18 protein-coding genes and 3 pseudogenes are annotated in these 24,156 nt (G+C 46.9%); 11 read left to right on the top strand and 10 right to left on the bottom strand.

Annotation, left to right across the window (positions count from 1 at the left end):
• Positions 1 to 6: 6 nt before the first annotated feature.
• From yicI to R5H20_RS19645, 4 genes are read right to left on the bottom strand one after another with little or no spacing between them, the layout of a single operon-like run.
• Positions 7 to 2,319 carry an alpha-xylosidase gene (gene yicI, locus R5H20_RS19660; RefSeq protein ID WP_006639082.1) on the bottom strand — a complete coding sequence of 771 codons (2,313 nt, stop codon included), beginning with the start codon at positions 2,317 to 2,319 and terminating at the stop codon, positions 7 to 9.
• 16 nt (positions 2,320 to 2,335) lie between these two features.
• Positions 2,336 to 3,154, bottom strand: a complete 819-nt coding sequence (locus R5H20_RS19655; protein WP_006639081.1) for a carbohydrate ABC transporter permease — start codon at positions 3,152 to 3,154, stop codon at positions 2,336 to 2,338.
• Positions 3,155 to 3,156: 2 nt separating this feature from the next.
• Positions 3,157 to 4,047, bottom strand: coding sequence for a carbohydrate ABC transporter permease (locus tag R5H20_RS19650; protein WP_006639080.1), 891 nt, complete (start codon positions 4,045 to 4,047; stop codon positions 3,157 to 3,159).
• 25 nt (positions 4,048 to 4,072) lie between these two features.
• Entirely contained in the window at positions 4,073 to 5,299 is a 1,227-nt protein-coding gene (locus R5H20_RS19645; protein WP_407654256.1) for an ABC transporter substrate-binding protein, read from the bottom strand.
• Between the two features lie 249 nt (positions 5,300 to 5,548).
• On the opposite strand from R5H20_RS19645, the gene R5H20_RS19640 reads away from it, so the two are divergent.
• From R5H20_RS19640 to R5H20_RS19625, 4 genes and pseudogenes are all read left to right on the top strand, one after another.
• Positions 5,549 to 7,663, top strand: coding sequence for a heavy metal translocating P-type ATPase (locus R5H20_RS19640; protein ID WP_006639078.1), 2,115 nt, complete (start codon positions 5,549 to 5,551; stop codon positions 7,661 to 7,663).
• A gap of 127 nt (positions 7,664 to 7,790) precedes the next feature.
• The gene (locus tag R5H20_RS19635) at positions 7,791 to 8,486 is read left to right on the top strand and encodes a DsbA family protein (RefSeq protein WP_006639077.1); all 696 of its coding nucleotides are present in this window, start codon (positions 7,791 to 7,793) and stop codon (positions 8,484 to 8,486) included.
• Entirely contained in the window at positions 8,476 to 8,889 is a 414-nt protein-coding gene (locus R5H20_RS19630) for a disulfide oxidoreductase (RefSeq protein WP_006639076.1), read from the top strand. Before R5H20_RS19635 ends, R5H20_RS19630 begins: the two co-directional genes overlap by 11 nt.
• Positions 8,890 to 8,984: 95 nt before the next feature.
• A pseudogene (locus tag R5H20_RS19625) lies at positions 8,985 to 9,471 on the top strand (N-acetyltransferase family protein).
• A gap of 71 nt (positions 9,472 to 9,542) precedes the next feature.
• Here R5H20_RS19625 and R5H20_RS19620 read toward each other — a convergent pair.
• A pseudogene (locus R5H20_RS19620) lies at positions 9,543 to 10,318 on the bottom strand (HAD-IIB family hydrolase).
• A 90-nt stretch (positions 10,319 to 10,408) separates the two neighbouring features.
• Between R5H20_RS19620 and R5H20_RS19610 the strand changes: the two are divergent.
• Positions 10,409 to 10,837: a Crp/Fnr family transcriptional regulator gene (locus tag R5H20_RS19610; protein WP_006639075.1), complete on the top strand. Its 429-nt coding sequence runs from the start codon at positions 10,409 to 10,411 to the stop codon at positions 10,835 to 10,837.
• Entirely contained in the window at positions 10,758 to 10,976 is a 219-nt protein-coding gene (locus R5H20_RS23670) for a GrpB family protein (protein WP_081605399.1), read from the top strand. The genes R5H20_RS19610 and R5H20_RS23670 overlap by 80 nt, the downstream gene beginning before the upstream one ends.
• Before the next feature lie 316 nt (positions 10,977 to 11,292).
• Here the strand turns inward: R5H20_RS23670 and R5H20_RS19605 are convergent, their stop codons facing one another.
• Positions 11,293 to 11,469, bottom strand: coding sequence for a GrpB family protein (locus R5H20_RS19605; protein WP_006639073.1), 177 nt, complete (start codon positions 11,467 to 11,469; stop codon positions 11,293 to 11,295).
• Between the two features lie 183 nt (positions 11,470 to 11,652).
• Between R5H20_RS19605 and R5H20_RS19600 the strand changes: the two genes are divergently transcribed.
• Positions 11,653 to 12,261 (top strand): trimeric intracellular cation channel family protein, encoded by a 609-nt coding sequence (locus R5H20_RS19600; protein WP_006639072.1) that lies wholly within the window; start codon positions 11,653 to 11,655, stop codon positions 12,259 to 12,261.
• Between the two features lie 190 nt (positions 12,262 to 12,451).
• On the top strand, positions 12,452 to 14,785 hold the full coding sequence (helD, locus tag R5H20_RS19595) for an RNA polymerase recycling motor HelD (RefSeq protein ID WP_317907700.1): 2,334 nt from the start codon (positions 12,452 to 12,454) through the stop codon (positions 14,783 to 14,785).
• Between the two features lie 3 nt (positions 14,786 to 14,788).
• Here helD and R5H20_RS19590 read toward each other — a convergent pair whose 3' ends face one another.
• Both R5H20_RS19590 and R5H20_RS19585 read right to left on the bottom strand, forming a co-directional pair.
• Positions 14,789 to 15,202 carry a DUF5412 family protein gene (locus R5H20_RS19590; protein ID WP_006639070.1) on the bottom strand — a complete coding sequence of 138 codons (414 nt, stop codon included), beginning with the start codon at positions 15,200 to 15,202 and terminating at the stop codon, positions 14,789 to 14,791.
• Between the two features lie 76 nt (positions 15,203 to 15,278).
• Positions 15,279 to 16,416 (bottom strand): annotated as a pseudogene (locus R5H20_RS19585) (aminotransferase class V-fold PLP-dependent enzyme).
• 253 nt (positions 16,417 to 16,669) lie between these two features.
• Here R5H20_RS19585 and R5H20_RS19580 point away from each other — a divergent pair.
• From R5H20_RS19580 to R5H20_RS19570, 3 genes are all read left to right on the top strand, one after another.
• Positions 16,670 to 18,625 carry a Na+/H+ antiporter gene (locus R5H20_RS19580; RefSeq protein WP_206702708.1) on the top strand — a complete coding sequence of 652 codons (1,956 nt, stop codon included), beginning with the start codon at positions 16,670 to 16,672 and terminating at the stop codon, positions 18,623 to 18,625.
• 93 nt (positions 18,626 to 18,718) lie between these two features.
• Positions 18,719 to 19,600 (top strand): ROK family protein, encoded by an 882-nt coding sequence (locus R5H20_RS19575; RefSeq protein ID WP_006639068.1) that lies wholly within the window; start codon positions 18,719 to 18,721, stop codon positions 19,598 to 19,600.
• Positions 19,601 to 19,690: 90 nt separating this feature from the next.
• Complete coding sequence (locus R5H20_RS19570; protein ID WP_006639067.1) at positions 19,691 to 20,536, top strand: aldo/keto reductase; 846 nt, start codon at positions 19,691 to 19,693, stop codon at positions 20,534 to 20,536.
• 47 nt (positions 20,537 to 20,583) lie between these two features.
• On the opposite strand, the gene R5H20_RS19565 is transcribed toward R5H20_RS19570, so the two are convergent.
• Both R5H20_RS19565 and R5H20_RS19560 read right to left on the bottom strand, forming a co-directional pair.
• Positions 20,584 to 22,035, bottom strand: coding sequence for an MDR family MFS transporter (locus R5H20_RS19565; RefSeq protein ID WP_006639066.1), 1,452 nt, complete (start codon positions 22,033 to 22,035; stop codon positions 20,584 to 20,586).
• Positions 22,036 to 22,239: 204 nt separating this feature from the next.
• Positions 22,240 to 24,096: an LTA synthase family protein gene (locus tag R5H20_RS19560; RefSeq protein ID WP_006639065.1), complete on the bottom strand. Its 1,857-nt coding sequence runs from the start codon at positions 24,094 to 24,096 to the stop codon at positions 22,240 to 22,242.
• Between the last annotated feature and the right edge of the window lie 60 nt (positions 24,097 to 24,156).

Raw genomic sequence — 24,156 nt, 5'->3', positions numbered from 1 at the left:
CTCCTTTCAGAAAAAAATGACGACATCCCGCTGTTCCTCTTTCGGCCGAATCCCCGTTCCTTCTTGAAGGGCTTCCGCGGCTCCGTTTATCACGGAGCTGACGGGTGGATGGTTGCGGAGGATCAGCTTCCATTTCTTTTGAACGCCTGTTGAGTTGACTGTGATCGTATTTTGGTTTCGGACGGCCCTGATGGTCATTGATTCACCGTTTACATTATAGACCGCCTGTTCCGCCGAGCAGCCGTCTTTTAAGTGGTACAGGCAGAATGTGACGCCGTCGAGGTAGTCATAGTCTGGGCGGTCTGACACATTTCCGAGCGGAAGCAGGGTGTTTTCCCTGACGAAAAGAGGGAGCCCCATATAGCCGTATTGTTCTTCTTTCCACTCTCCGCCTTCTGTTTCTTTTCCTGTTAGAAGGTGTGTCCACGTTCCTTTCGGCAAATAGTACGAGACAGCGCCGTTTTCTTGAAAAACAGGAGCGACAAGCAGGCTGCCGCCGAGCATATACTGCCTGTCAAGCCAGTCACAGGTCCTGTCTTCGGGGAATTCGAGCAGCATCGCACGCATCACGGGAATGCCTTCTTTGTGTGCTTCATAAGCGGCGGCATACAAATACGGCATCAGCCTGTGCTTCAATTTGACAAAATATCTCATCACATCTGACGCTTCTTCGTCAAACAGCCACGGCACCCTGTACGATTCGCTGCCGTGGAGGCGGCTGTGCGTTGACAAAAGCCCGAATGCCGTCCAGCGTTTATACAAATCGGCAGAGGCCGTGCTTTCAAAGCCGCCGATATCATGGCTCCAAAATCCGAATCCGGAAAGAGAAAGGGACAGACCGCCGCGAAGGCTTTCCGCCATCGAATCATAGCTGGCAAAACAATCTCCTCCCCAGTGAACGGGAAATTGCTGGCACCCGGCCGTCGCCGATCTTGCAAAAACAACCGCTTCCTGTTCGCCGCGTTTTTCTTTGAGGAGATCGAAGACGGTTTTGTTATATAAAAATGAATAATAATTGTGCATTTTTTCAGGATCAGATCCGTCAAAATACACGGCGTCGACCGGGATTCTTTCGCCGAAGTCGGTCTTAAAGCAGTCCACGCCCATGTTCAGCAGATGTTCCAGTTTTGAACAGTACCAATCGCGCGCTTTCGGGTTTGTAAAATCGACGATCGCCATTCCCGCCTGCCAGCGGTCCCACTGCCACACATCGCCCTGGTCGTTTTTTAGAAAATAGCCGTTTTCCTTGCCTTCTTGAAAAAGTTTCGATTTTTGAGCGATATAAGGATTGATCCATACACAGATCTTCAGGCCTTTTTCTTTCAGACGGCTGAGCATGGCTTGAGGCTGCTGAAAAAAACGCTCATCCCATTCAAAATTGCACCATTCGAATTCTTTCATCCAGAAACAGTCAAAATGGAAGACGCTGAGCGGAATATCCCGCTCTTTCATCCCGTCGATAAAGCGGGTAACCGTTTCTTCCGAGTAATCGGTTGTAAATGATGTCGACAGCCAAAGACCGAAGGACCAGGCGGGCGGGAGAGCAGGTTTGCCGGTTAGCTGGGCGTATCGACTTAATACATCTTTTGGCTCTCCGCCAGCGATAATGACATAATCGAGAGATTCTCCTTCAACGGAAAATTGCGCTTTTGAGACGACTTCAGAACCGATTTCATAGGACACAAGCTCAGGATGGTTGACAAACACGCCATATCCTCTGTTTGACAAGTAAAACGGGATATTTTTATAAGCCTGCTCAGTGCTTGTTCCGCCGTCTTTGTTCCAAATATCGACGGATTGGCCGTTTTTCACAAATGCGGCAAAGCGCTCCCCGAGTCCGTAAATCGTTTCACCGACGCCGATATCAAGCTGCTCTCTCATAAATGTCCGGCCATCCTCTGTCGTAATATAGGCGAGGCTGTTCGGAGAGCTTTCTGTCAGCTTGCGCCCGGCGCGTGAAAATTGATAGCCCCAGCCGTTTTTGTACACGTTTACGCTCAGACTGCCGCTTTGGAATATCAATGCTTCGGCATCTTCCGTAATCAGCGGCTTCACGTCTGTCATTCGAAGTTCAAAACCGGGCTTGTTGTCGATTCTTCCTTTAAAGTGGAAAACCTGAACGCGGATCACGTCTTCAAGCGGGCTTGAAAACCTGACGGTCAGCATTCGGGTGTCCAGCGTGTCTCCCCTTTTCTGTATCGCTTTGACAGGACCGTATACAGTCAGTGACCGTCCGTCAATCCGGTGATCATAAGCTTCCTTTGGCGTATTGATGTCATAGCCGTCCCGGGTCAGCCAGTAGCCGTCGGAAAATTTCATATACAGCACCCTTTCTTTATTTAATTGAACCGCTCACAAGGCCTTTGACAAGCTGTTTTTGCAGCAGGACAAAGATCAAAATGACAGGCAGAACGGAAATGACGGCAAAGGCCATCAGATCATTCCACTCGATGCCATATTGGCTGATCACATTGTAGATGCCGGCCGTTAAGGGCCACAGCTCCTGATTTCTGTTAAACGTCAGGCTGAAAATCAAATCCCCCCACGCGAAAAAGAAGGAAATCGCGCCGCTGACGGCGATTCCCGGCATGGCAACAGGCAAAATGATGCGGATGAACGCTGTCAAACGGCTGCATCCATCTATTTTTGCGGCGTCCTCAAGATCTTTGGGAATCCCGAGGAAAAACGTTCTGAGCATCAACACCGAAAAAGGGATGCCAAGCGTTGCAGCGGCCAAAATCGGGCCGAGGTATGTGTTTAATAGGTTCAGCTTGTTAAACACGATAAACAGCGGCGTCAAAATGACGGTCGCGGGCAGCATTTGCGTGATAAGAAACAGCAAAATAAACAGTTTTTTTCCGCGGATTTGAAAGCGGGCCAAGCCGTAGGCGGAAGGCACCGAGAGCAGCAGGACGATGCCGGCCGCAGTTCCGGAAATCAGCAGGCTGTTTACAAAATATTTGGCGATCCCTTTTGCAAATACCGCTTGAAAACCGGCAATCTGAAAGGTCTCAGGCCAAAGGGAAGGCGGTGTTTGAAACAATTCCGCCCCGGTTTTGAAAGCCGTAACGACCATCCAGTACACCGGAAACAGAAAAATCGCCGTGATCAAAATTCCCAAACCGTTGAGGAACCATTCTTTGCGTCCCGGCATGATCACATCACCTCATCTTTTTTGATCAGCCGCAAATACACGAGGCTGACCAAAAGGAGAATGAAAAACAGGATATTGGCGCTGGCCGCTCCCATGCTGAACTGAAATTGATCAAAGGAATAGCGGTAGCTGACGGTTGATAGCACTTCAGTCGAATGAACAGGACCGCCTCCAGTCATCACAAAGACAAGGTCGAATACTTTGAACGTGTATATAAATCCGAGCATCATGACGACGATGATCACCGGCCGCAGTAAAGGCAGTGTGATATATATCAATTTCTGAAACCTGCCCGCCCCGTCAAGGCTTGCGCTTTCGTATACATCTTCCGGCAGGGAGCTGAGGCCTGCGGATATGAGCAGCATGTTGAAGGGAATGCCGACCCAAATATTGGCGATGATGACCGACCAAATCGCGGCATCCGGATTTGACAGCCATGGAACAGGGCTGTCAATGATCCCCCATGATAACAGGAGCTGATTGAAAATCCCCTCGTTTGAAGCCATCATAAACTTAAACAAAAGCGCCGTAACCGTCAGCGGTATCAGCCAGCTGACCATCATCAGGCCCCGCAGGAACGGGGCAAGGCGAAATTTCAAATTGAAAAACAAAGCAAGCAAAAAACCGATGACAAATTGGAAGATGACGCTTCCTGCTGTATATGCGAGCGTGTTTTTCAAGGACGCCCAAAATACTTGATCTCGGGCGAGGCGTTTATAATTCTCAAATCCTATAAACCCGGCATCATGAGAGGCCAAATTTGATAGGGACAGGTTCTGGAAGCTGAGCAGCAGATTGTAGATTAACGGGTAGCCGATAAGGGCAAGCATAAAAAGTACCGCCGGAAACATAAAGACATATCCTTCCCATTTTCGGATGAACGCTTTGATCATGATCCAACTCCTTACCCGCTTACAGCTAGTGTAGTGTTTTGATTTTCCGGGCGGCATCCTTCAGCGCGTCTTCCGGCGGTTTGCTTTCGCTGAGTGCTTCCTGAAGGGCCGTCTGCAATGCTTCGGACATTTTCGGCCAATCTTTCGAAGGACCCCGTGCCGAAGCAATATCCATAATCGGGATAAACGCCTTTACATGTTGATCTGTTTTCCAACGGTCCGATTTTTCAAGTATGTCTTTACGCGGCGGGAAAACGCCGGTCTCAGCCGTCAGTGTTTCAAGCCGCTTCGGATCGATGAGCCAGGTGATGAAATCCCAGGCGCCGTCAGCGTTTTTCCCTTTGACGACGGCGATGTTCTCCCCTCCGAGAGCGGAAGCAAAGGTTTTGTCTTTTGGAATAAAGGTGATCCCGTAATCCAGCTGCTCTGCTTCTTTCAGCCGTTCGATATTCCAAGAGCCATTGATCATCATGGCGAGCCGCCCCGCTGCAAACTGTCTGGCAAGGTCATCCTGTGTGGCATTTAAGACTTCTTTGTCCATCGAGCCGTCTTTTATTAAATCGGTTAAAAATTGAAGGGAAGAAACCGCTTTCTCTGATTGCAGATGATTGAACTCGGCGCCGGACGACAGGAGGAACGGATAAAACTGAAAAGCGCTTTCCTCCGATTTGACGGCGGACATCGCGAAGCCTTTCGTTTGGCCTTTGCTTGTTTTTTGGGCGGCCTTTCTCAGTTCGCTCCATGTTTTTGGCGGCTCCGCCAAACCGGCAGCACGCAGCAAATCTTTGTTGTAAAACAGGGCAAGCGCATTGCTTGCGAAAGGAACGCCGTAGTATTTTCCATCATAGCGTGCGGATGACAGCGGTCCATCGTAAAATTGATCGGTCTGTCCCCATGTTTCGATTCTGCCGGTCAAGTCTTCAAGAACCCCCATGGCGGCGAATGAGGCATTGTCAACATTGTCGAGAAAAACGGCGTCAGGAAGCGCAGCCCCAGCAGCACCGACGGAAAGCTGCTTTTTCACTTCGTTGAACGGGATATACTCTGTGACCACTTTATAGCGGTCCTGTGATTGATTGTACTGATCGACAAGTTCATGATAGAGCTCCTGCTGTTTCCCGGTAAAATAATCCCAGACTTTCACCTCTTTTGCCGCTTCGGCATTTTCGCCGGTGCTGCTGCAGCCTGCGGAAAGGAAAAGCAGAACCATAAGGCTGAACAGAAAAACACGTTTTTTTCTCAAGCAGACCACTCCTTAACTGGAAAAAGCTTGTTAGTCTAATAGCTAAACTAAGTATATTGGGAGGCTGCTTCCAATATGCCTTCTGAGTTTCGGTGTGGAACCGGGGAAACGGTGAACACCGTTTCGCTTGGAAGCCGGTGCATGTAGCTGATTGACACATTTTCATGCTGGGGCATATAATAAAGCTATAAACTATATGCGTATATGTTCATATATGATATAAATCGCTCCAGCTTGATATAAAGAAAGGTGAGAGAGATGGAAAAAGTGAAGCAGGAATATATGTTAAACGGCCTCGACTGCGGAAACTGCGCCCGAAAAATTGAAGACGGGGTCGCCGGGATGAAAGGAATTGAAGCATGCTCGGTCAATTTTGCGACAAGCACCCTGACAGTGACGGTCGCGACAAGCAGCGGGTCTGATATATCATCTGAGATTAAGAAAAAAGTGAACGCCATAGAGCCGCATATCAAAGTTGCGTTGAAAGAAGAGGCTTCACAAAGGGAACAGGGAGGCGACAAGCGCATCCAAAAAACGCTTGCGAGGCTTGCAGCGGGGACGGCATGCGGAGCAGCCGGATTTCTTGTTCCCGCCGGAGGGATGGCGGAATGGCTTCTCTTTTTCCTTGCTTACCTGATCATTGGCGGCGATGTTGTATTCAGAGCGGTCAAAAACATCTTTCAAGGTCGGGTCTTTGATGAGCATTTTTTGATGACCATTGCCACAGCCGGTGCTTTCATTATCGGACAATACCCTGAAGGGGTGGCGGTGATGCTGTTCTACCAAATCGGCGAGCTGTTTCAGGGAGCCGCTGTCAGCCGTTCCCGAAAATCGATCAGCGATTTGATGGATATCCGTCCGGAGTATGCCAATTTGAAAACGGAGGGCGGAGCTGTCAAAGTGTCTCCTGAAACCGTCGCTCCGGGCGATGTGATCATCATCAGGCCCGGGGAGAAAATTCCGCTTGACGGCCAGGTAGCAGAGGGAAGGTCAATGGTTGACACTTCCGCTTTAACAGGAGAATCCGTCCCGAGGGAAGTAGGGCCGGGCAAAGAGGTATTAAGCGGATTCGTCAATAAAAGCGGAGTACTCGAAGTGAAAGTCGAAAAAGAATACGGGGAATCGACCGTTTCGAAGATACTCAATTTGGTGCAAAACGCCGGCAGCAGAAAAGCGAAAACCGAAAATTTCATCACGAAATTTGCGAGGTACTACACACCGTTTGTCGTCATCATCGCTCTTCTTTTGGCATTTGTTCCGCCGCTTGTCATTCCCGGCGCTTCATTATCGGATTGGGTGTACAGGGCGCTTGTCTTTTTGGTGATTTCGTGTCCATGTGCGCTCGTTGTTTCGATTCCGCTCGGCTTTTTCGGGGGAATCGGTGCCGCGTCAAAAGCCGGCATTCTTGTAAAAGGCAGCAATTATTTAGAAGCGTTGAACGATGTGAAATATGCGGTGTTTGACAAAACAGGCACATTGACGAAAGGGGAATTTGCGGTCGTCAAACTGTCGCCGGCCGGTGGAGAGATCAAAGAGGAAGAGCTGCTGGAATATGCGGCGCTTGCCGAATACCACTCAGGCCATCCGATTGCGGAGTCGATCCGTGTAGCATACGGAAAGACCGTTTCACCGGAAGACATAAAAGATTACAGTGAAATGCCGGGCTATGGCGTCAAGGCGGTTGTAAACGGGAAAAGCGTTTTGGCCGGAAACGCCAAGCTGATGAAGCGGGAACACATCCGCTATCAAGAAGAGAAGGGCATCGGAACCGTTATTTATGTAGCGATCGATCATGAATTCATCGGTTCGATTCTCATTGCGGATGACGTAAAAGAAGATGCCCGCCGCGCGATTTCCTCCCTGAAAAAAGCGGGTGTCGCAAAAACAGTGATGCTGACGGGAGATGCGAAAGAGGTGGGCGAGGCTGTCGCAGAGGCGCTTGACATTGATGAAGTCCATGCAGAGCTTCTGCCGCAGCACAAAGTTGACCGCATCGAAGAGCTTGATAAGCAAAAGCTTCCTAAAGAAAAACTGCTGTTCGCCGGTGACGGCATCAATGATACACCCGTGTTGGCGAGAGCGGACATCGGGATCGCGATGGGCGGACTCGGATCAGATGCGGCGGTTGAGGCTGCAGATATCGTGATCATGACGGATCAGCCGTCAAAAATCGCAGAAGCGATCCACATTGCCAAACGGACGAGAACGATCGTCTGGCAAAATATTATTTTTGCCCTCGGCATAAAAGGCGTTTTTCTCATGTTGGGCGCTTTCGGAATCGCCACGATGTGGGAAGCCGTATTTTCAGATGTCGGCGTGACGCTTCTTGCTGTTTTAAATGCGATGCGGGTTTTAAATGTTAAAGAATTGTAACATTTTTACCATCTAAAGAACTGGAAAATCATTTTTTAGCGTCTTCACGAACATGGCTTGACTTGTTAAAATGAAAGAGATTATGAAACTGACATATTAAAAAAATATAAAATAATGAGGTGTCTAAGTGAAAAAGAAACAGCAGTCACCGATGAAATTTGCCGTCATAATGACAGTCGTGGTCGTTTTCCTGATCGGTGCATTGATCGTTATCAACAATCAAACCAAAAACGCTTCGCAAACGTTTGATGACAAGCCATCGACAGAAGGACAGCCGATTCTCGGAAATAAAAGCGCGGCGGTCACCATTACAGAATTCGGAGACTACAAGTGTCCGAGCTGCAAACAATGGACTGAAAACGTATTTCCGGATTTGAAAAAAGATTATATTGATAAAGGAAAAGTTAATTTTTCATATATTAATTTTGTCAATGAACAGCATGGCAGAGGTTCTGAACTGAGCGCCCTGGCATCAGAACAGGTGTGGAAAGAAGACCCGGATTCCTACTGGGCGTTCCATGAAGCATTATATAAAGCGCAGCCCGACAATGACACGATGGAATCAGAGTGGGCGACACCGGCGAAGCTGGCCGATATCACCGAATCTCATACGAAAGTCAAGCGTGACAAGCTTATCAAAAGTCTGAGCGACAAAACTTTCTCAAAAGAACTGGGAACGGATGAGTCGCTGATTAACGAATACAAAGTCAATTCGACGCCGACGATTTTCGTCAACGGCGAAAAGATTGCCGAGCCTTTTAATTATGACAAAATTAAAGAAGCGATCGAGAAAGAGCTGAAAGGCAAATCAAATGAAAAATAAGTTGATTTTTCTATATGGCGCCTGGATCGTCTCTTTAACGGCGACACTCGGCAGCCTGTACTTCAGCGAAATCCGTAAATTCATTCCTTGCGAGCTTTGCTGGTACCAGCGGATCATGATGTATCCGCTGGTTCTGATTCTCGGGATTGCGACATTCCAGGGGGATGTCCGCGTCAAAAAATATGTGCTGCCGATGGCGGCCATCGGCGGATTTATTTCCCTGATGCATTATTTGGAGCAAAAGGTTCCCGGATTCAGCGGGATTAAGCCCTGTGTTACAGGAGTGCCGTGTTCGGGGCAATACATCAATTGGCTCGGTTTTATCACCATTCCGTTTCTCGCGCTCATCGCATTTATTTTGATTATCATCTGCATGTGCTTGATGAAAGGGGAAAAAGAATAAGAGCGTTGCATATGCAATGCTCTTTTTTATATTCATTCGGGTGGAGAGATGTTATAATATTTGGAAAACTTAGATGGATTGGAAGAGGTGTCTATATGGAATTTCATATCCGGACGATGCAAAAGAAAGACATCCCGCAAGTTCAGCACATCGCGAAAATAAGCTGGAATCATACATATGAAGGCATCATCCCCCGGGAGATCCAAGAAAAATTTCTGGATTCCGCCTATAACGATGAAAGGATGAAGCAACGCCTGAATCGTTCTTTCTTATTCGTTTCAGAAGCGGATGGGAAAATCGTCGGCTTTGCCAACTATTCCCCGGTCAATGAGAAGGGGGGAAATCTTTCTTGCCGCGATTTATGTATACCCGGAATATCAGGGAAAAGGCATTGGAACGGCCTTGCTGCATGAGGGGATCAAACAGCTGGAAAAGGTCAGAAAGATTTTCGTCGACGTTGAAAAAGAAAATCAAATCGGCAAAACCTTCTATACAGCAAAAGGATTTGAGAAAGTTTCTGAGTATGATGAAGACTTTGAAGGACATATTTTGAAAACGGTGAGAATGGTATTAACAAGATAGGGGTAACTTTGAACAGATGAGCAGCTGCAAGCTGTCCGCGACAAGTCTGCGGCTGGCTCAGCTGTTCTTTTTTATTTCATTGCCTTTTCTGAATAGACACGCCCCAGTTCAGCCAATGTTTGAACGAGAGAATGTTCGATATGATCATGTAATGGCAGCTGTTCGGAAGAAAACGGCGCCAATTGGGGATGATGACCGACCATCACAGCATACAGCGCATATTTAAACATCGGAATATCATTCGCATCATTTCCAAATGCGATATATTCTCCTTGTTTTATTCCAAGCTGCTGAAGTCCGCTCCACTTGTCCACTCCTCTTGGACTTACATCGAGAACGCCTTCATTGGCGTGGACGTGTACAACAACATCCATTTTGCCGAGTTGTTCCTCTACTTTTTTCATATTTTTTGAGGTGAGCAGCAGGATTTTCACAATATGCCGCAATTCACCCAGGGCAACATTTTTAGCGCGCTTTTGCGGATCAAGATGTTTTAAAATGGGATGCCCGGCCGGACCGGTATATGCATAATCCCAATCACTGTCTATTAAATAAGCGAGACGATGCTCCTCCAGCAATTGCATCATGTCGGAAAGGGTGCGGTCATCGAAGCATGCTGTCGACATGATCTTTCCTTCTCTCGCAACCATTGAGCCGTTGCCGCCAACCATTTTGTCATGATGAAACCGTTCATGCAAAACAGGAAGCAGATCCGGATCGGTCTTGCTGAAGCAAAAATGACTTCATGGCCCTGGGCTTTCAGTTCTTCAAACGACATGAGCAGATGTTCAGAAACCGGTTGTCCTTCAAAACAGATGGTGCCATCCAAATCAAATACAAAATTCACGATCTATCCACTCCTATCCGTTGTCCTATCCATATCCTATCAATTCAGCTTATAATGAAAAGGACATTTGTCCAAAAAGGAGCTTTCATCGTGAAAATTATTCAAGATTCGCAGCTGCTTGAAACAATCTTATATAAATATCGTTTTGAAAATATGTTTGACCGAATCGAAAACATCCCATTTCGGCTGCAGCAATACGAACCAGGTGAAATCATTTTGCATGAAGGAAGTGATATGGAGTCGCTTTTATTTTTGGTTGAGGGCAAGTTGAAGGTCACTTCGAGCGTTGAAACCGGAAAATCACTTTTGCTCCGATTCAGCTATCCTTTATCAGTTATAGGGGACATTGAATTGATTAGCGGAGTACCCGTTCAGTCGCAAATTGAGGCAGTCGGCGAATGTTTGCTGGTGGGGCTGTCTTTTCAATATATTCGGCGGCATGAGATCGATAATCCCAAGCTGCTGCATACATTGCTGCGATTATGTAAGAGCCCATCCAAAGGCCCGGAAAGATTATGAAGCGCAGAAAAGAGATTTGGCTCAGCGTTTTCCGCGCGACCGTATATCCTATACAGAAGGAAAAGCGCCATTTATTACAGACGTGATTGAAAAAGCAAAGCGAGAGGAGCAGACGCATGTTCAAAAAAACGAAGCATAAATTAATGACCATGACAATCGCATTGATTATGGCTGTTCTATTATATTACTATGTCCAATACACAAAGTAACCAGGCGGCTGCATCAGAAACAAACCCTACGCTTCCCCCTCAGCCTTTTGCCGCTCTTACAGACAAGTTGATCCGCTTTATAAAGACGGCTAAAGGCGGTCATCCCCTTCGTCAAAAGAAAGGTCGCCCACGCTCTATTCATATCGTATCCCATTGGATAACCCTTTTAGCATGGTCCAGTTTAATATCCGGATAGAATCTTTATTTCTTTCGATGATCTTCCTTTGAGAAAGAGAATGAATGACTCTATTTAAATGTCAATCGTTCTGCTTCGAGGTGTTTGCTTCCAATCATCAGATCCAGCACTGGTTTTGCGGCAAGACTGAAAACGGCGGTGCTCCCGATGTGTTCGATCCCGAACGAAGTTTTTTCAAAGAGTGCCTGCAGCCGCTTTTTTTCTTCTTCATATTGAATGCCATTCATCTTTGGCATCTTCTATGGTGATGATCTGTTCCATCGCTCCACTCCTTTTATGCTGGGAGAGAAGGCCGTCCTCCCCGGTATACTTCCATTATTATAAGATATATTTTATTTTACATGTTGATTTCAAGGCTGGGGTAGTTATAAAATCAAAAAGATTGAAAATTCGTATGGAGGACACCTTGGATGGCTTGGGAAGCGTTGAGCATCATCGGAACCATTGCCTTTGCGATCAGCGGAGCGATTGTTGCAATGGAAGAAGAGTATGATATTTTAGGAGTTTATATATTAGGAATTGTCACAGCGTTTGGCGGAGGGGCGATCAGAAATCTGCTGATCGGTGTTCCGGTGTCTGCTTTGTGGGAGCAGGGATCGCTGTTTCAAATCGCATTGGCCTCGATCACGTTCGTATTTTTGTTTCCAAATCTCCTGCTGAAGCATTGGAAGGTATGGGGGAACTTTTCGGACGCGATCGGTTTGTCCGCATTTGCGATCCAGGGAGCGCTATACGCCGTTCACATGAATCATCCCGTCAGTGCGGTGATCGTAGCTGCAGTATTAACTGGAAGCGGCGGGGGAATGATCAGGGATCTTTTGGCCGGGCGCAAGCCGCTTGTCCTGAAAACGGAAATTTACGCGGTTTGGGCTGCTTTAGGAGGATTGATTATTGGGCTTGGCTGGGCGGAGAAGCCTTTTGCCCTATATTTGCTGTTTGCCGTGCTTGTCGCGTGCAGGGTCTGCTCCTATATGTTTAATTGGAAATTGCCAAACCGTTCGCTCCGTTCAAACAGCTGAATAACGACAAAAAAGCCGATTTTTCTCGAGGAAAGAATCGGCTTTTTTTATTTGGTATATTGATCTGAACGGGACATCTATGATAAGATGAAGTGTATTTTAACATAAAATATCATTATTTATATTTTTATCCATATTTATTTTATCATGGTTTATTTTCTTTGTCAAATCTTTTTAGGGAGTGATTCAGATGACGGAAACCGGCAAGGATTGGCATGAAGAAGAAAAACGAATCGAACAGGTTCTAAATGAATTAGATCAAAAACTTCATTCTCTAAAGAGTAAGACCGGCTGGCTAAAAGAGGACATTATTGATTTGAGAAAAAATTTCTGGGATGATGTCACCTTGAATTTGGCCGATGTAAACGAAGCGATCGAAACGTTTTCAAGCATTAAACAGCAGGCGGAGGTATTGTCAGAACGGGAAAGAAGCCATCAGCAATTTTACAGCCAATTGAAAAGGCTTTTGAAAGTGAAGGATTCTCCTTATTTTGGCCGCGTCGATTTTTTGGAAGAAGGTGAACAAAAGGCTGAAGCGGTGTATATCGGACTCAGTTCATTAATGGATGAAAAGGAAGAACGTTTTTTGATTTACGATTGGAGAGCGCCGATTTCCAGCTTGTTTTACAACCATGGACGGGGTCCGGCTCAGTATGACGTTCCCGGAGAGACGATTGCCGGCGCGATTGAGCTGAAAAGGCAGTTTCTCATCAAAAACGGCAAACTGAAATCCATGTTTAATACCGATATGGCGATCGGGGATAAACTGCTCCTGGAAGTGCTCGGGCAGCAAGCCAATGTGCAAATGAAAAGCATTGTCGCCACCATACAGAAGGAGCAAAATCAAATCATCCGAAATGAGACGAGCCGCTTTCTAGTCGTTCAGGGAGCGGCGGGAAGCGGAAAAACGTCGGCCGCGCTGCAGAGAGCCGCCTATTTGCTGTACCGCGGACGCGGACAGATCGAGTCCAATCAAATGCTGCTCTTTTCCCCGAACCTGCTGTTCAACAGCTATGTCGCCAATGTCCTGCCTGAGCTTGGCGAAGAAAACATTCAGCAGACAACGTTTCAGGAATATTTACAGCTGCATCTCGGAAAAGACGTGTCATGCGAAAATCCGTTTGATCAATTGGAATTTTGTTTGACGGCTCCGGAAAATGGAGATTACAAAAGCCGGATGCATGCAATTGCATATAAGGCGGGCCTGGCATTCAAAAACTTTATTGATGAATATGTCCGCTACTTGGCGGAAGGCCACCTGCTGTTTAAAAATATTGTGTTCCGCGGAAAAAGAATTGTAACAAGCGGTCAAATTCAGGATTATTTTCGTTCGCTCGGCGCTTCGGGATCGCTTTCACACCGGATTGAACTGACGGCGAAATGGCTGCTGCATCTATTGAGAAAACAAGAAAAACGGGAAAGAAAAAAGGAGTGGGCGCTTGAAAAGAGCAACCTGTTAGATCAAGAAGAATATTTGCGCGTCTATAAACAGCTCCAGGAAGAACGCCAATTTACCGAGGATACATTTGATGATTATGAAAGAGAGCAGGCCCTCCTGGCCAAAATCATCGTTGAAAGGGAGTTCAGGCCGCTAAAAATGGCGGTGAAAGCTTTGGGCTTTATTGATTTCAAGGGAACGTATCTGCAGCTTTTTTCAGACTGGAATGCTGGCGAGGTGCGCCCGGATCATTGGGAAGGAATATGTGCATACACGAAAAAAAGCTTTTGCACCAATCGGTTTCCATATGAAGATGCAACACCTTATCTATATTTGAAAAATCAAATCAAAGGCGGGATGAAGAACACGGCGATTCGCCACTTATTCATTGATGAAGCGCAGGATTACTCGCCTTTTCAGCTTGCTTTTCTTAAAACCCTTTTTCCTTCAAGCAAAATGACGATACTGGGGGATTTAAACCAGGCGATTCTCGCCCATAGCGTTCATGGGAAAGATCTTCTGTCTGAAGATGTGTTTGAAACAGAGAAAACGGAGACGATCAGACTGATCCGAAGCTACAGATCGACAAGGGAAATCGTCGAGTTTACAAAACCGCTGATCAAGGGAGGAGATGAAATTGAACCCTTTAACAGAAGCGGCGTCAAGCCGGTATTGACGATTTCGGCCGATCCGGCTGAACATCATGAGCGGATAGCGGCGCGTATTGCCGCATTGCAACATGAAGGGCATGAGTCGATTGCGGTCATCTGCAAAACGGTTCAGGAATGCAAGGAAGCGTTCAGCTGCCTGAAGGCCCATACCGAGCTCAAGCTGATTGATAAAGAAACGCGCTCATTCCAAAAAGATGTGGTGGTCATCCCTGTGTATTTGGCAAAAGGCATCGAATTCGACGCCGTCATCATCTATGATGGATCGAAAACCCAATATTGGCGCGAGCGTGAGCGGACACTGTTTTATACAGCCTGTACAAGAGCGATGCATGAGCTCCATTTATTTGCGCTCGGAGAGAAAAGCCCGTTTTTAGACGATGTTCCAGAAAGGCTGTATACAATGAAGAGGGAGTGAACATCACTCCCTTCTCCAATCATATGTATCGCTGCGGACATCAAGCACCTTGTCATTGATGGAAACGTGGTTTTCGTCTTTCCATTCGACTTTTGGATGATCTGCTTTGTCTCCCCAATAAATATTCCTTCGTTCGCCGCTTGAGGCGGTTGTCAATTCCCCTCTGATGGAAAAGCCTTTGGCGTTTCCTCTTTTAGGGGTTCGATATATGCTGATGGTGTATGTTTGATTTGGCGATGTAAGCGACATGAGCTGCACACCTTTTGGCAAGTGATTCATGGAGTAAAATTGGGTATATACAACATAGCCGATCGGTATGCCGAGAGCGAGAATAAATGCTAAAAGCGTGAAGAGCGTGTTTCGGCGGGCTTTCTCTTTCAACTCTTTTTTCCATTCTTCATCAATAAAACGCTGCAAAGTGTATCATCATCCCCTGATCGAAATGTTTTTTTATAGTGTAAGGAAAAAACGCTCCTCTGTCTATTTTCAACGTCTAATTCGATAGCAGCGCCGAGATTTCATCAATTGCATATTTCATCTCATCTTTTGTGCTGTAAAAATGCGGGGCGATTCTGATGATATCTTTTCTTGCTGATGTGATAATGTTTTTTCTCCTCAGCTTAGCCTCTATCCCGGCCGCGTCTTCAGCATAAACCGAAATCAGGCTTGTTCTGCCCTCGACAGTCTGCGGCCCCGCGATCTGCAGCTCTTTTTCCGCGGCGTATTGCAGAGAAAAACCGGCAAGCTTCCGCAAATAAGAGCCGATGCGGTCCGTTCCGGCTTCAAGCAGGATCTTCAGGGCGGCGTCTGCTGCATAAAGGCCGGCAAATGACGGTGTTCCCGTTTCAAACCGTTTTGCTCCTGCTGCAAATCGGGAATCAAACAATTCAAAGGCTGAATCCCTGTCTTTGACAAACCATCCGGTCATCTGCGGTTTGAACTGTTCTGCAAGTTCCCGTTTGATATACAGAAACGCCGTTCCCGGAATGCCGAGCATATATTTTCTTGTACCTGCTGCAAGAATATCGATATCCATGTCTTTGACATTGATCGGAATATGTCCGGCGGATTGGTAGGCATCAACGAATAAAAGCGATCCCTTCTGATGGATGATTTCCGCAATCTGTTTCAAATCTTGCTGAAATCCGTTGTAGTGGCTGACATGGGGAACGCATGTCAAAAGGGTTTGATCCGATATTTCGTGTTCGTATTGCGTGATGCCGATGATTCCGCCATGGCCGTGGATGACTGTGAAATTGTGTTTAAAACGGTCCTGGGCAAGCCAGACTTGTCCGACTGCAGGAAAATCGATATCGGTAAAAACGATATTGTTTTTTTTGACGATGATGCGGCAGTGAAAGCGCAATAGCCGAAACGGCGTCGGAAACAGAGGCCAGAACGGCGACTTCCTCTCGTTCGGCGCCGATCAGCCGTGCGAATTGATCCTTTGCCGCTTCCATCTTCTCCATGGATGCTCTCCAATCGGCTCCCGAGTATAGGAGTCTGCGGCGGTATTCGTCCATCGCTTCTGAGACAGGCAAAGCCAAAGCGCCGGCAGAACAGGCGCCCAGATGGATATGATCTGTTAAAACAGGGAATAACGAACGAAATGAACGAAATGGATGATTCATGATCAGCAATCTCCTTTTTGCAGAGTATGCAAATGATACTTCGTTCCAAGCGTGAAAAACCCTTCATCTAAGAAGAAAAAGACGTTTCCAAAGGCAAATGTATAGGTTTTCGGCCGCGAAAGAATACTGAACAAAGAAGAGCATGGCCGAAGACAGCCGGCATGAACGGCTGAACAGGCATGCTTTGCGGTATATAGGAGGTATTTGAGTGGCCATTTTCCTCGCTGTTTTGGTTCTTTTAACAATTATCGCGATGTCGAATATCATTCACCGGTTGATTCCATTTGTTCCCGTTCCATTGATCCAGGTGGGATTGGGCATCATCGCGGGGGCTTTTCCGGGCGGTCTTCATATCGCGCTCAGTCCGGAGCTTTTTTTTGTTTTATTTATCGCTCCCTTGCTGTTTAATGACGGAAGGCGGATACCGAGAGACGAGCTGTGGAAATTGAGGACGCCGATCCTTCTTTTGGCGCTCGGCCTTGTATTTGTAACCGTGCTGCTTGGAGGCTATGCGATTCATTGGATGATTCCGCAGATTCCGCTGCCCGCATCTTTTGCCCTTGCAGCCATTTTATCGCCGACAGATGTTGTCGCCGTCAGCGCGCTTTCGAAACGGATCGATATGCCGACGAAGATGATGCGTCTTCTTGAAGGCGAAGGCTTGATGAATGATGCATCAGGTCTTGTCGCCTTTAAATTCGCAATTGCCGCGGCCGTGACGGGCGCTTTTTCGTGGTCAGCGGCGGTGTTCAGCTTTTTGCTGATCGCTTTTGGCGGTCTGATCACCGGTGCGGTTCTTTCTTTTCTGATTCTTCGGTTTCGCTATTTGCTCCGCAGATTCGGGATGGAAGATGTGACAATGCATATGCTGATTCAAATTCTGACCCCTTTTGTGGTTTATTTGACGGCAGAGGAGCTTGGCGTGTCGGGAATCCTTGCCGTCGTGGCCGGGGGAATTACACATGCGGCTGAGCATGACAGGGCCGAATCGGCGATGGTCAAGCTGAAGATCGTGTCGGCCAGCACATGGAGCATCATTCTTTTTATTTTGAACGGTCTTGTCTTTGTTCTGCTTGGATTGCAGATGCCGGGCGCCCTCTCCGTCATATTTGGGAATGCGGCGTTTAACAATGCAAGAGTAGTCAGCTACATCATTCTGATTACGCTGCTATTGCTGATTCTCCGTTTTGTATGGGTGTTTTTGTTTTGGCAGGGCAATTGGGGGCTTCAAACGAAACAGGTTTCGGGCAGGGAAAAGCTGCGCTCCCTGCTTCAGATGTCGATTTCGGGCGTACGAGGAGCGGTGACCTTGGCCGGAGCGTTTTCGATTCCTTTTGTGTTGGAGGACGGCCGTCCGTTTCCGGAACGCGATTTTATCATCTTTCTGGCAGCCGGGGTGATACTGTGCACATTGATGACGGCGAGCGTCTTTTTGCCGCTTCTTTCAGAAAGGAAGGAGCTCCCGTCAAGCGGAAGCCAGTTTCAAAGCGTCAGAAGAAAGCTGATGAAAACAACGATCAAGGCATTAAAAGAGGAGATGAATGACAAAAATAGAGCCGCTGCACTGGCCGTCATATCAGAGTACAACGAAAAGATGAAAAGGCTCAGATTTGAACAATATTCGCTCAAACAGCATTTGCGCCTCAAAAAGCAGGAAAACAAAATCCGTGCGCATGCCTTGAAAGCGGAACAGGTGGAGCTGGAGGCTATGCGAAAAAGCAAACAGATCACAGAGCGCATCGCAGACAACCTGAAAGAAAGGCTTCAAGAGAAAGAAATGCTCTTTGCCAATCCGTTCAAAGCCGGCGTGTCCGTCATAAAATTGAAGCATTTGATAGACAGCGGAAAAAAAGAAGAGACGGGAAGGCAGCGGGACGAAAGCGCGGACATGCTGAAAAAGGCCCGGATTCAAACGGCAAAAGCGGCCATCGAAACGGTAAAACAGCATATGAATGACGACAATAAAGAAGCGGCCCAGTCTGTCATCGCTTTTTATCAGCGCCTGATTCTGCGGCTTCAGCACGGAACCGCAGGACGACGGGAAAATGTCCGCTATGAAAAACAAAAAAAAGAGATTCGCTTAAAATCGGTCCAGATCATTCGCAATGAAATTCAAGAGCTGTTTGAAAACCGTGAAATTTCCAGGGAAACAGCCCACCAGCTGCGCCAGTACATCAATGATTTGGAAGCCGAACTTCTTGATGAGTGAGGGTTTTCAAAGGTATATTGAATTGCTTTCCTCCTTTGTCTGATTTATCATTCAATTAAAGACAAGAAACCAGACAAAAAAGGAGCCGAGATGATGAAATATTACGGAGCAATTGAAGCAGGGGGAACAAAATTTGTATGCGCGGTCGGAACAGAGAACGGGGAAATCATCGACAGGCTGACGATTCCGACAGAGACGCCTGAAGAAACGATTGGAAGGCTGTCCGCTTTCTTTGATATGTATCAGCTCGAATCAATAGGTGTCGGCTCGTTCGGACCGATGTCATTGGCAAAGGAAAGCCCTGATTTCGGCTATATTACCAATACGCCGAAATTGGCATGGAGGAACTATCCGTTGATTCCTGAGCTGAAAAAAAGGTTCGGCATTCCCGTTTCTTTTACGACGGATGTCAATGCGGCTGCACTCGGGGAAATCACGAAAGGAGCCGCACAAGGGCTTGACAGCTGTCTTTATATCACGGTCGGCACCGGCATCGGCGCAGGGGCTGTCATCGGGGGCAAACTGGTTCAAAGCTTCAGCCATCCTGAAATGGGACATATTCTCATCAGGCGCCATGAAAAGGATACGTTTGCAGGAAACTGTCCATATCACAACGATTGTCTTGAAGGAATGGCATCAGGACCGGCGATTGAAAAACGCTGGGGCAAACAAGGAAAGGATTTGGCCGGCCGCAACGAGGTGTGGGAGCTTGAAGCCGATTATTTGGCTCAGGCGCTTATGCACTATATTTTGATTTTATGTCCGGAAAAAATCGTGATGGGCGGAGGAGTCATGAAGCAGCAGCAATTATTCCCGCTTATTCGTGAAAAGCTTTCCGAATATGTAAACGGATATCTCGTCCTCCCGGATCTTGATCAGTATATCGTGCCGCCGGGTCTTGGCGACGATGCGGGAATCACGGGAGCGCTCGCTTTGGCTTTGGCTTTGCCTGAGCGGGCAGCAGAAGGCAAATGAGCAATTTATTATGTCAATTCCCTCCAATATGAGATAATGGACATGATGCTTATTTAAGCATTCTGAATAAATGAAAGGTGGTCATTCAATATGGTAAGCAGTTTACAAGACACTGTTACATTACATAACGGAGTGAAAATGCCGTGGTTTGGTCTTGGGGTCTTTAAAGTAGAAGAGGGCAGCCAAGTCGTCGAATCTGTAAAAGCAGCCATTAAAAACGGATACCGGAGCATTGACACAGCTGCGATCTATCAAAATGAAGAAGGCGTCGGCAAAGGGATTAAAGAATCAGGCGTTGGCCGCGAGGAGCTTTTCGTCACTTCAAAAGTTTGGAACGGTGACCAGGGCTATGAGCAGGCGTTGGCCGCTTTTGATGAAAGCCTTAGAAAGCTTGGCCTTGACTACCTTGATTTATATTTGATTCACTGGCCTGGAAAAGATAAGGCCAAATTTAAAGATACATGGCGCGCATTGGAGAAGCTGTATAAAGACGGCAAAGTCAGAGCGATCGGCGTCAGCAATTTTAATGTGCATCATCTGGAAAGCTTATTGGAAGATGCAGAAATCAAGCCGATGGTCAACCAGGTCGAATTCCACCCGCGCTTAACACAGCTTGAATTAAGAGAATACTGCAAAAAGCAGGGGATTCAGCTTGAAGCATGGTCTCCATTGATGCAAGGTAAACTCCTTGACAATGAAGTGCTTGCTGACATCGCCAAAAAATACAACAAATCTGTCGCTCAAATCATTTTGCGGTGGGATCTGCAAAGTGAAGTCGTTACGATTCCGAAATCAATCAAGGAACACAGAATTATCGAAAACGCCGATATCTTCGACTTTGAACTATCCAAAGAAGATATGGAAAAAATCGACGCCCTCAACAAAGACGAGCGCGTAGGTCCTGATCCTGAAACGATGACAAACGGCTTCGAATAAAATCGCAAACAAAATCCCGGGTTCTTGTCATGAACCCGGGATTTTGTCTATTCTTCGTGCAACACGAGGCGGCTTTTGGCCGGTTTACGTCTGCGGTCATTCAGCGGTCCGCGGCGATTATGTTTAATAAAGAATGCGAGGACCAATCCGACGCCTGATAAACCGGCCGCGGTCATAAAGGCCAGATTGACGCCGTGGATCATCGCTGTTTCCGAGCCTGGGCCCGCCGGATCAGCTAAAGCCCGCTGCGTCATGATTGTGATCAGAATCGCCGTTCCGATTGAACCGGACATTTGCCTCATCGTATTGTTCATGGCTGTGCCATGCGGTATCAGGTGGCGCGGAAGCTGGTTCAGCCCGGCTGTCGTCACCGGCATTAACACCATTCCCATTCCGACCATTCGAAACGCATAGACGGTCGACAGGTATGCGAAAGGAGTCGCCTCTGACAGGTGTGTCAACAGCAGCGTCGTAACGAAAATGGTCGTCAAACCGGTAATGCTTAACACCCGCGCCCCGATTTTATCGAAAATTCTTCCGGTAATCGGCGACATCAAGCCCATGACAACAGCTCCCGGAAAAAGCATCATCCCTGATTCCATTGCGGTGAAATGGCGCATATCCTGCATGTAGATCGGAACGATTGTCGCAGCCCCGATCATCGCCATAAAGACGACCATGCCGATGACCGTGGCAAGCGTGAACATCGGATATTTAAATACCCTGAATTCCAAAATCGGCTCTTTTAAATGGAGCTGCCTCCATATAAACCAAAACAGGGTGACGGCACCAATCGCAAATCCGGCCAGCACATCCGGGCCGGTCCAGCCGTCGACGCCTGCGCTGCTGAACCCGTAAAGAATGCCGCCGAATCCAAAAGAAGACAAAATGATCGAAGGCACATCCATCTTGGGCGATGTTTGTTCTGTCACATTTTTCAAAATAAACGAGGCGATGATCATATCAATAATTGCGAACGGCAGAAGAAGATAAAACAATACTTCCCACGGATAACGGTCGACGATCCAGCCCGATAGCGTCGGTCCGAGCGCCGGGGCAAAGGCGATGACAAGACCGACCATCCCCATCGCTGAGCCGCGTTTTTCCTTTGGAAAGATCAGCAGAAGCACTGTCTGCATTAAAGGCATCATGATCCCCGCGCCGGCCGCCTGTACGATTCGTCCAACAATTAAAGCGGGAAAGCTGAACGATAATGCGCAGATCAGGGTTCCTGCCGTAAATAATGACATGGCGGCCATAAACAGCTTTCTCGTCGTGAATTTTTCAATTAAAAACGCCGTAACCGGAATCATAATCCCGTTTACAAGCATAAAAACGGTCGTCAGCCACTGGGCGAGCCCCGGGGTAATGTTCAAATCCCGCATGATAGGCGGCAGCGCCGTCGTCAGCAGCGTCTGGTTTAAAATGGCGATAAAAGTCCCGGTAATCAATACGGCAACAATCGGCATTTTGTTTATCTTTTGTTGTGTTTCACTCATTTTAAAACCTTCTTATTCAGAAATTTTATAACACTTCATGAAATAATCGGCACCCGAAACAAAATTGTCTATTCATTAGATTATCGAAGGATTAGCAAATCCGCAAGGCCATATCGAACATTCGGTATATAATACCCAACCGTCCGCAAATTTAAACAGCCCCTCCCACCGCAGTAAATGCTTGTGGGAGGGGGCGAAACAGACTTATTTTTTATAAAACCTCAACAAATCTCCATTGATGATTTTATCGGACAGGGAAAGCTCCTCATTCGCTTTCTCTTTCAAAGACCCGCATTTGTCTTTCGCATCCTCAAGGAGCTCTCCGGTTTTTTGATTGTAGCAGGCATTTTTCGTATAGAGATAGTCGTTTGTAATAAAGCTTCCATTCCTTAGTACGGCGAAAGGCATTCGCTCGTTAGAAAATAGATCGTTTCCAAACTGGATCATGCCTTTTGTATCGACTCCCAGCAAATGAAGCAATGTCGGTTTGACATCGATTTGTCCGCCTATTTCTGAAATGGTTTGCGGCTTTTTGTCGGTAATCCCCGGGATGTGGATAATCAATGGGACACGCTGAAGCTGGACAGTATCATACGGTGTGATTTCGCTTTTTCCTAAAAATTGGGCGAGTGCATCGTTATGTGCTTCAGAAATGCCGTAGTGGTCCCCCATAAAGACAATCACCGAGTGTTCATACAGCCCGTTTTCTTTCAGCTTCGCGATAAAATGCTTCAGTGCTTCGTCCTGGTAGCGCACTGTCGTTACATAGCGGTTTAACACCTCGCTGTTTGAATCATATTCATCAATCAGCCGATCCTTGTCATCAATTTGGAATGGAAAGTGGTTGGTCAGCGTAATCAGGCTGCTGTAAAACGGCTGCGGCAATTCCTTCATGATATCTGCGGACTGCGCCAAAAATTCTTTATCCTTCAGTCCCCAGCCTGTTGAATTATCATCTGTCACATTGAAATTATCCACATCATAAAAGCGGTCAATGCCGAGAGAGCCGTACATGACGTCCCTGTTCCAGAACTTTTTGTTGTTGGCATGAAATACGGCGGAGGTATAATCGTTTTTCGACAGTGTTTTATATATCGAATTGTATTGATTTTCGCTTTTGGTAAAAAAGACAGCTCCGCTTAACGACGGATAAAGAGAATTGGCGACGATAAACTCGGAATCAGAGGTTTTTCCCTGTTCGGTCTGCTGATAAAAGTGGTCAAAATAATAGCTCTTTTTAATGAATTGATTCAAAAACGGAGTGATTTCTTTTCCGTTCACTTTTTCATCGATGACAAAGCTTTGCGTCGATTCAAGCGTCACGAAAATGACATTGCGCCCTTTAGCGGTGCCGAACATCTCTTTGTTTGGCTTGCTGTAGTCGGCATTTGTATAATTTTCGATCGTCGCCAGACTGTTCTCATCCGCAACCGCCTTTTGCGTCAAATTAAACGTTTGCGTAATCCCGTCGAACAGATGGAACTGGTACAATCCGATATGCTTGACCAGCACTTCCCTGTCAAAGGAGTTGGCTAATAATTTCGGCTGATCGAGTTCTGATAAGGCGAGATTAAAAAGCGCGATTCCGGCTGCTGCGGTATAGTAGAGTTTGATGGCTTTCCGCGACGGCTTCACTTCTGTTTTCCGGCGTTTTGCCAGCCATGCGAGTAAAGCCAAGTCAAAGAAAAGAACGATAAATAAAGGATTGAACAGCTCCTGAAAACTGCTTCCGAGTCCCCCGAGGTTTTTGGCCTGGAACAACACGGGGATTGTAATAAAATCAATATAAAAACCGTAAAAAATGCAGTTTGCGATCAGAATGCCCGTAAGTATGACGTTTGCAGCGATTAGAAACAGCCGCTTTGTTTTTTCGCGGCAAAAAAGACTGATGCCGAATACGGGGATGAGAAAGCTAAGCGGGTTCAAAAACAGAATCAGCTCCTGCAGCGCATTGTCAATCTGCAGGTGAAACCCCAGTTTGTAGATGAAATACGTCTTCATCCACATGAAAAAAATCGATAAGCATAAAAACCACTGCTTTTTGAAAAAATGTTCTTTCATTTATCAATAGCTCCTCACAAATTCTTAGCCCCGCATATGTTTAAATTACTAAAAAAAACT

This window comes from Bacillus sp. KICET-3 (assembly GCF_033261025.1).
In the GTDB taxonomy this organism is placed as follows: Bacteria; Bacillota; Bacilli; order Bacillales; family Bacillaceae; genus Bacillus; species Bacillus sonorensis.
Note: the sequence above shows the minus strand (reverse complement) of the source record. Positions and strands in the feature narration are given on the sequence as shown.

What these genes read in the sequence shown, in the direction of transcription:
- R5H20_RS19600 (WP_006639072.1), top strand. Translation starts at nt 11,653, where the DNA reads ATGGCTTGGGAAGCGTTGAGCATCATCGGAACCATTGCCTTTGCGATC.
- R5H20_RS19650 (WP_006639080.1), bottom strand. Translation starts at nt 4,047, where the DNA reads ATGATCAAAGCGTTCATCCGAAAATGGGAAGGATATGTCTTTATGTTT.
- R5H20_RS19570 (WP_006639067.1), top strand. Translation starts at nt 19,691, where the DNA reads ATGGTAAGCAGTTTACAAGACACTGTTACATTACATAACGGAGTGAAA.
- R5H20_RS19605 (WP_006639073.1), bottom strand. Translation starts at nt 11,469, where the DNA reads ATGAATGGCATTCAATATGAAGAAGAAAAAAAGCGGCTGCAGGCACTC.
- R5H20_RS23670 (WP_081605399.1), top strand. Translation starts at nt 10,758, where the DNA reads ATGAGATCGATAATCCCAAGCTGCTGCATACATTGCTGCGATTATGTA.
- R5H20_RS19575 (WP_006639068.1), top strand. Translation starts at nt 18,719, where the DNA reads ATGAAATATTACGGAGCAATTGAAGCAGGGGGAACAAAATTTGTATGC.
- R5H20_RS19565 (WP_006639066.1), bottom strand. Translation starts at nt 22,035, where the DNA reads ATGAGTGAAACACAACAAAAGATAAACAAAATGCCGATTGTTGCCGTA.
- R5H20_RS19560 (WP_006639065.1), bottom strand. Translation starts at nt 24,096, where the DNA reads ATGAAAGAACATTTTTTCAAAAAGCAGTGGTTTTTATGCTTATCGATT.
- R5H20_RS19630 (WP_006639076.1), top strand. Translation starts at nt 8,476, where the DNA reads ATGAAAAATAAGTTGATTTTTCTATATGGCGCCTGGATCGTCTCTTTA.
- yicI (WP_006639082.1), bottom strand. Translation starts at nt 2,319, where the DNA reads ATGAAATTTTCCGACGGCTACTGGCTGACCCGGGACGGCTATGACATC.
- helD (WP_317907700.1), top strand. Translation starts at nt 12,452, where the DNA reads ATGACGGAAACCGGCAAGGATTGGCATGAAGAAGAAAAACGAATCGAA.
- R5H20_RS19640 (WP_006639078.1), top strand. Translation starts at nt 5,549, where the DNA reads ATGGAAAAAGTGAAGCAGGAATATATGTTAAACGGCCTCGACTGCGGA.
- R5H20_RS19655 (WP_006639081.1), bottom strand. Translation starts at nt 3,154, where the DNA reads ATGCCGGGACGCAAAGAATGGTTCCTCAACGGTTTGGGAATTTTGATC.
- R5H20_RS19580 (WP_206702708.1), top strand. Translation starts at nt 16,670, where the DNA reads ATGTCGAATATCATTCACCGGTTGATTCCATTTGTTCCCGTTCCATTG.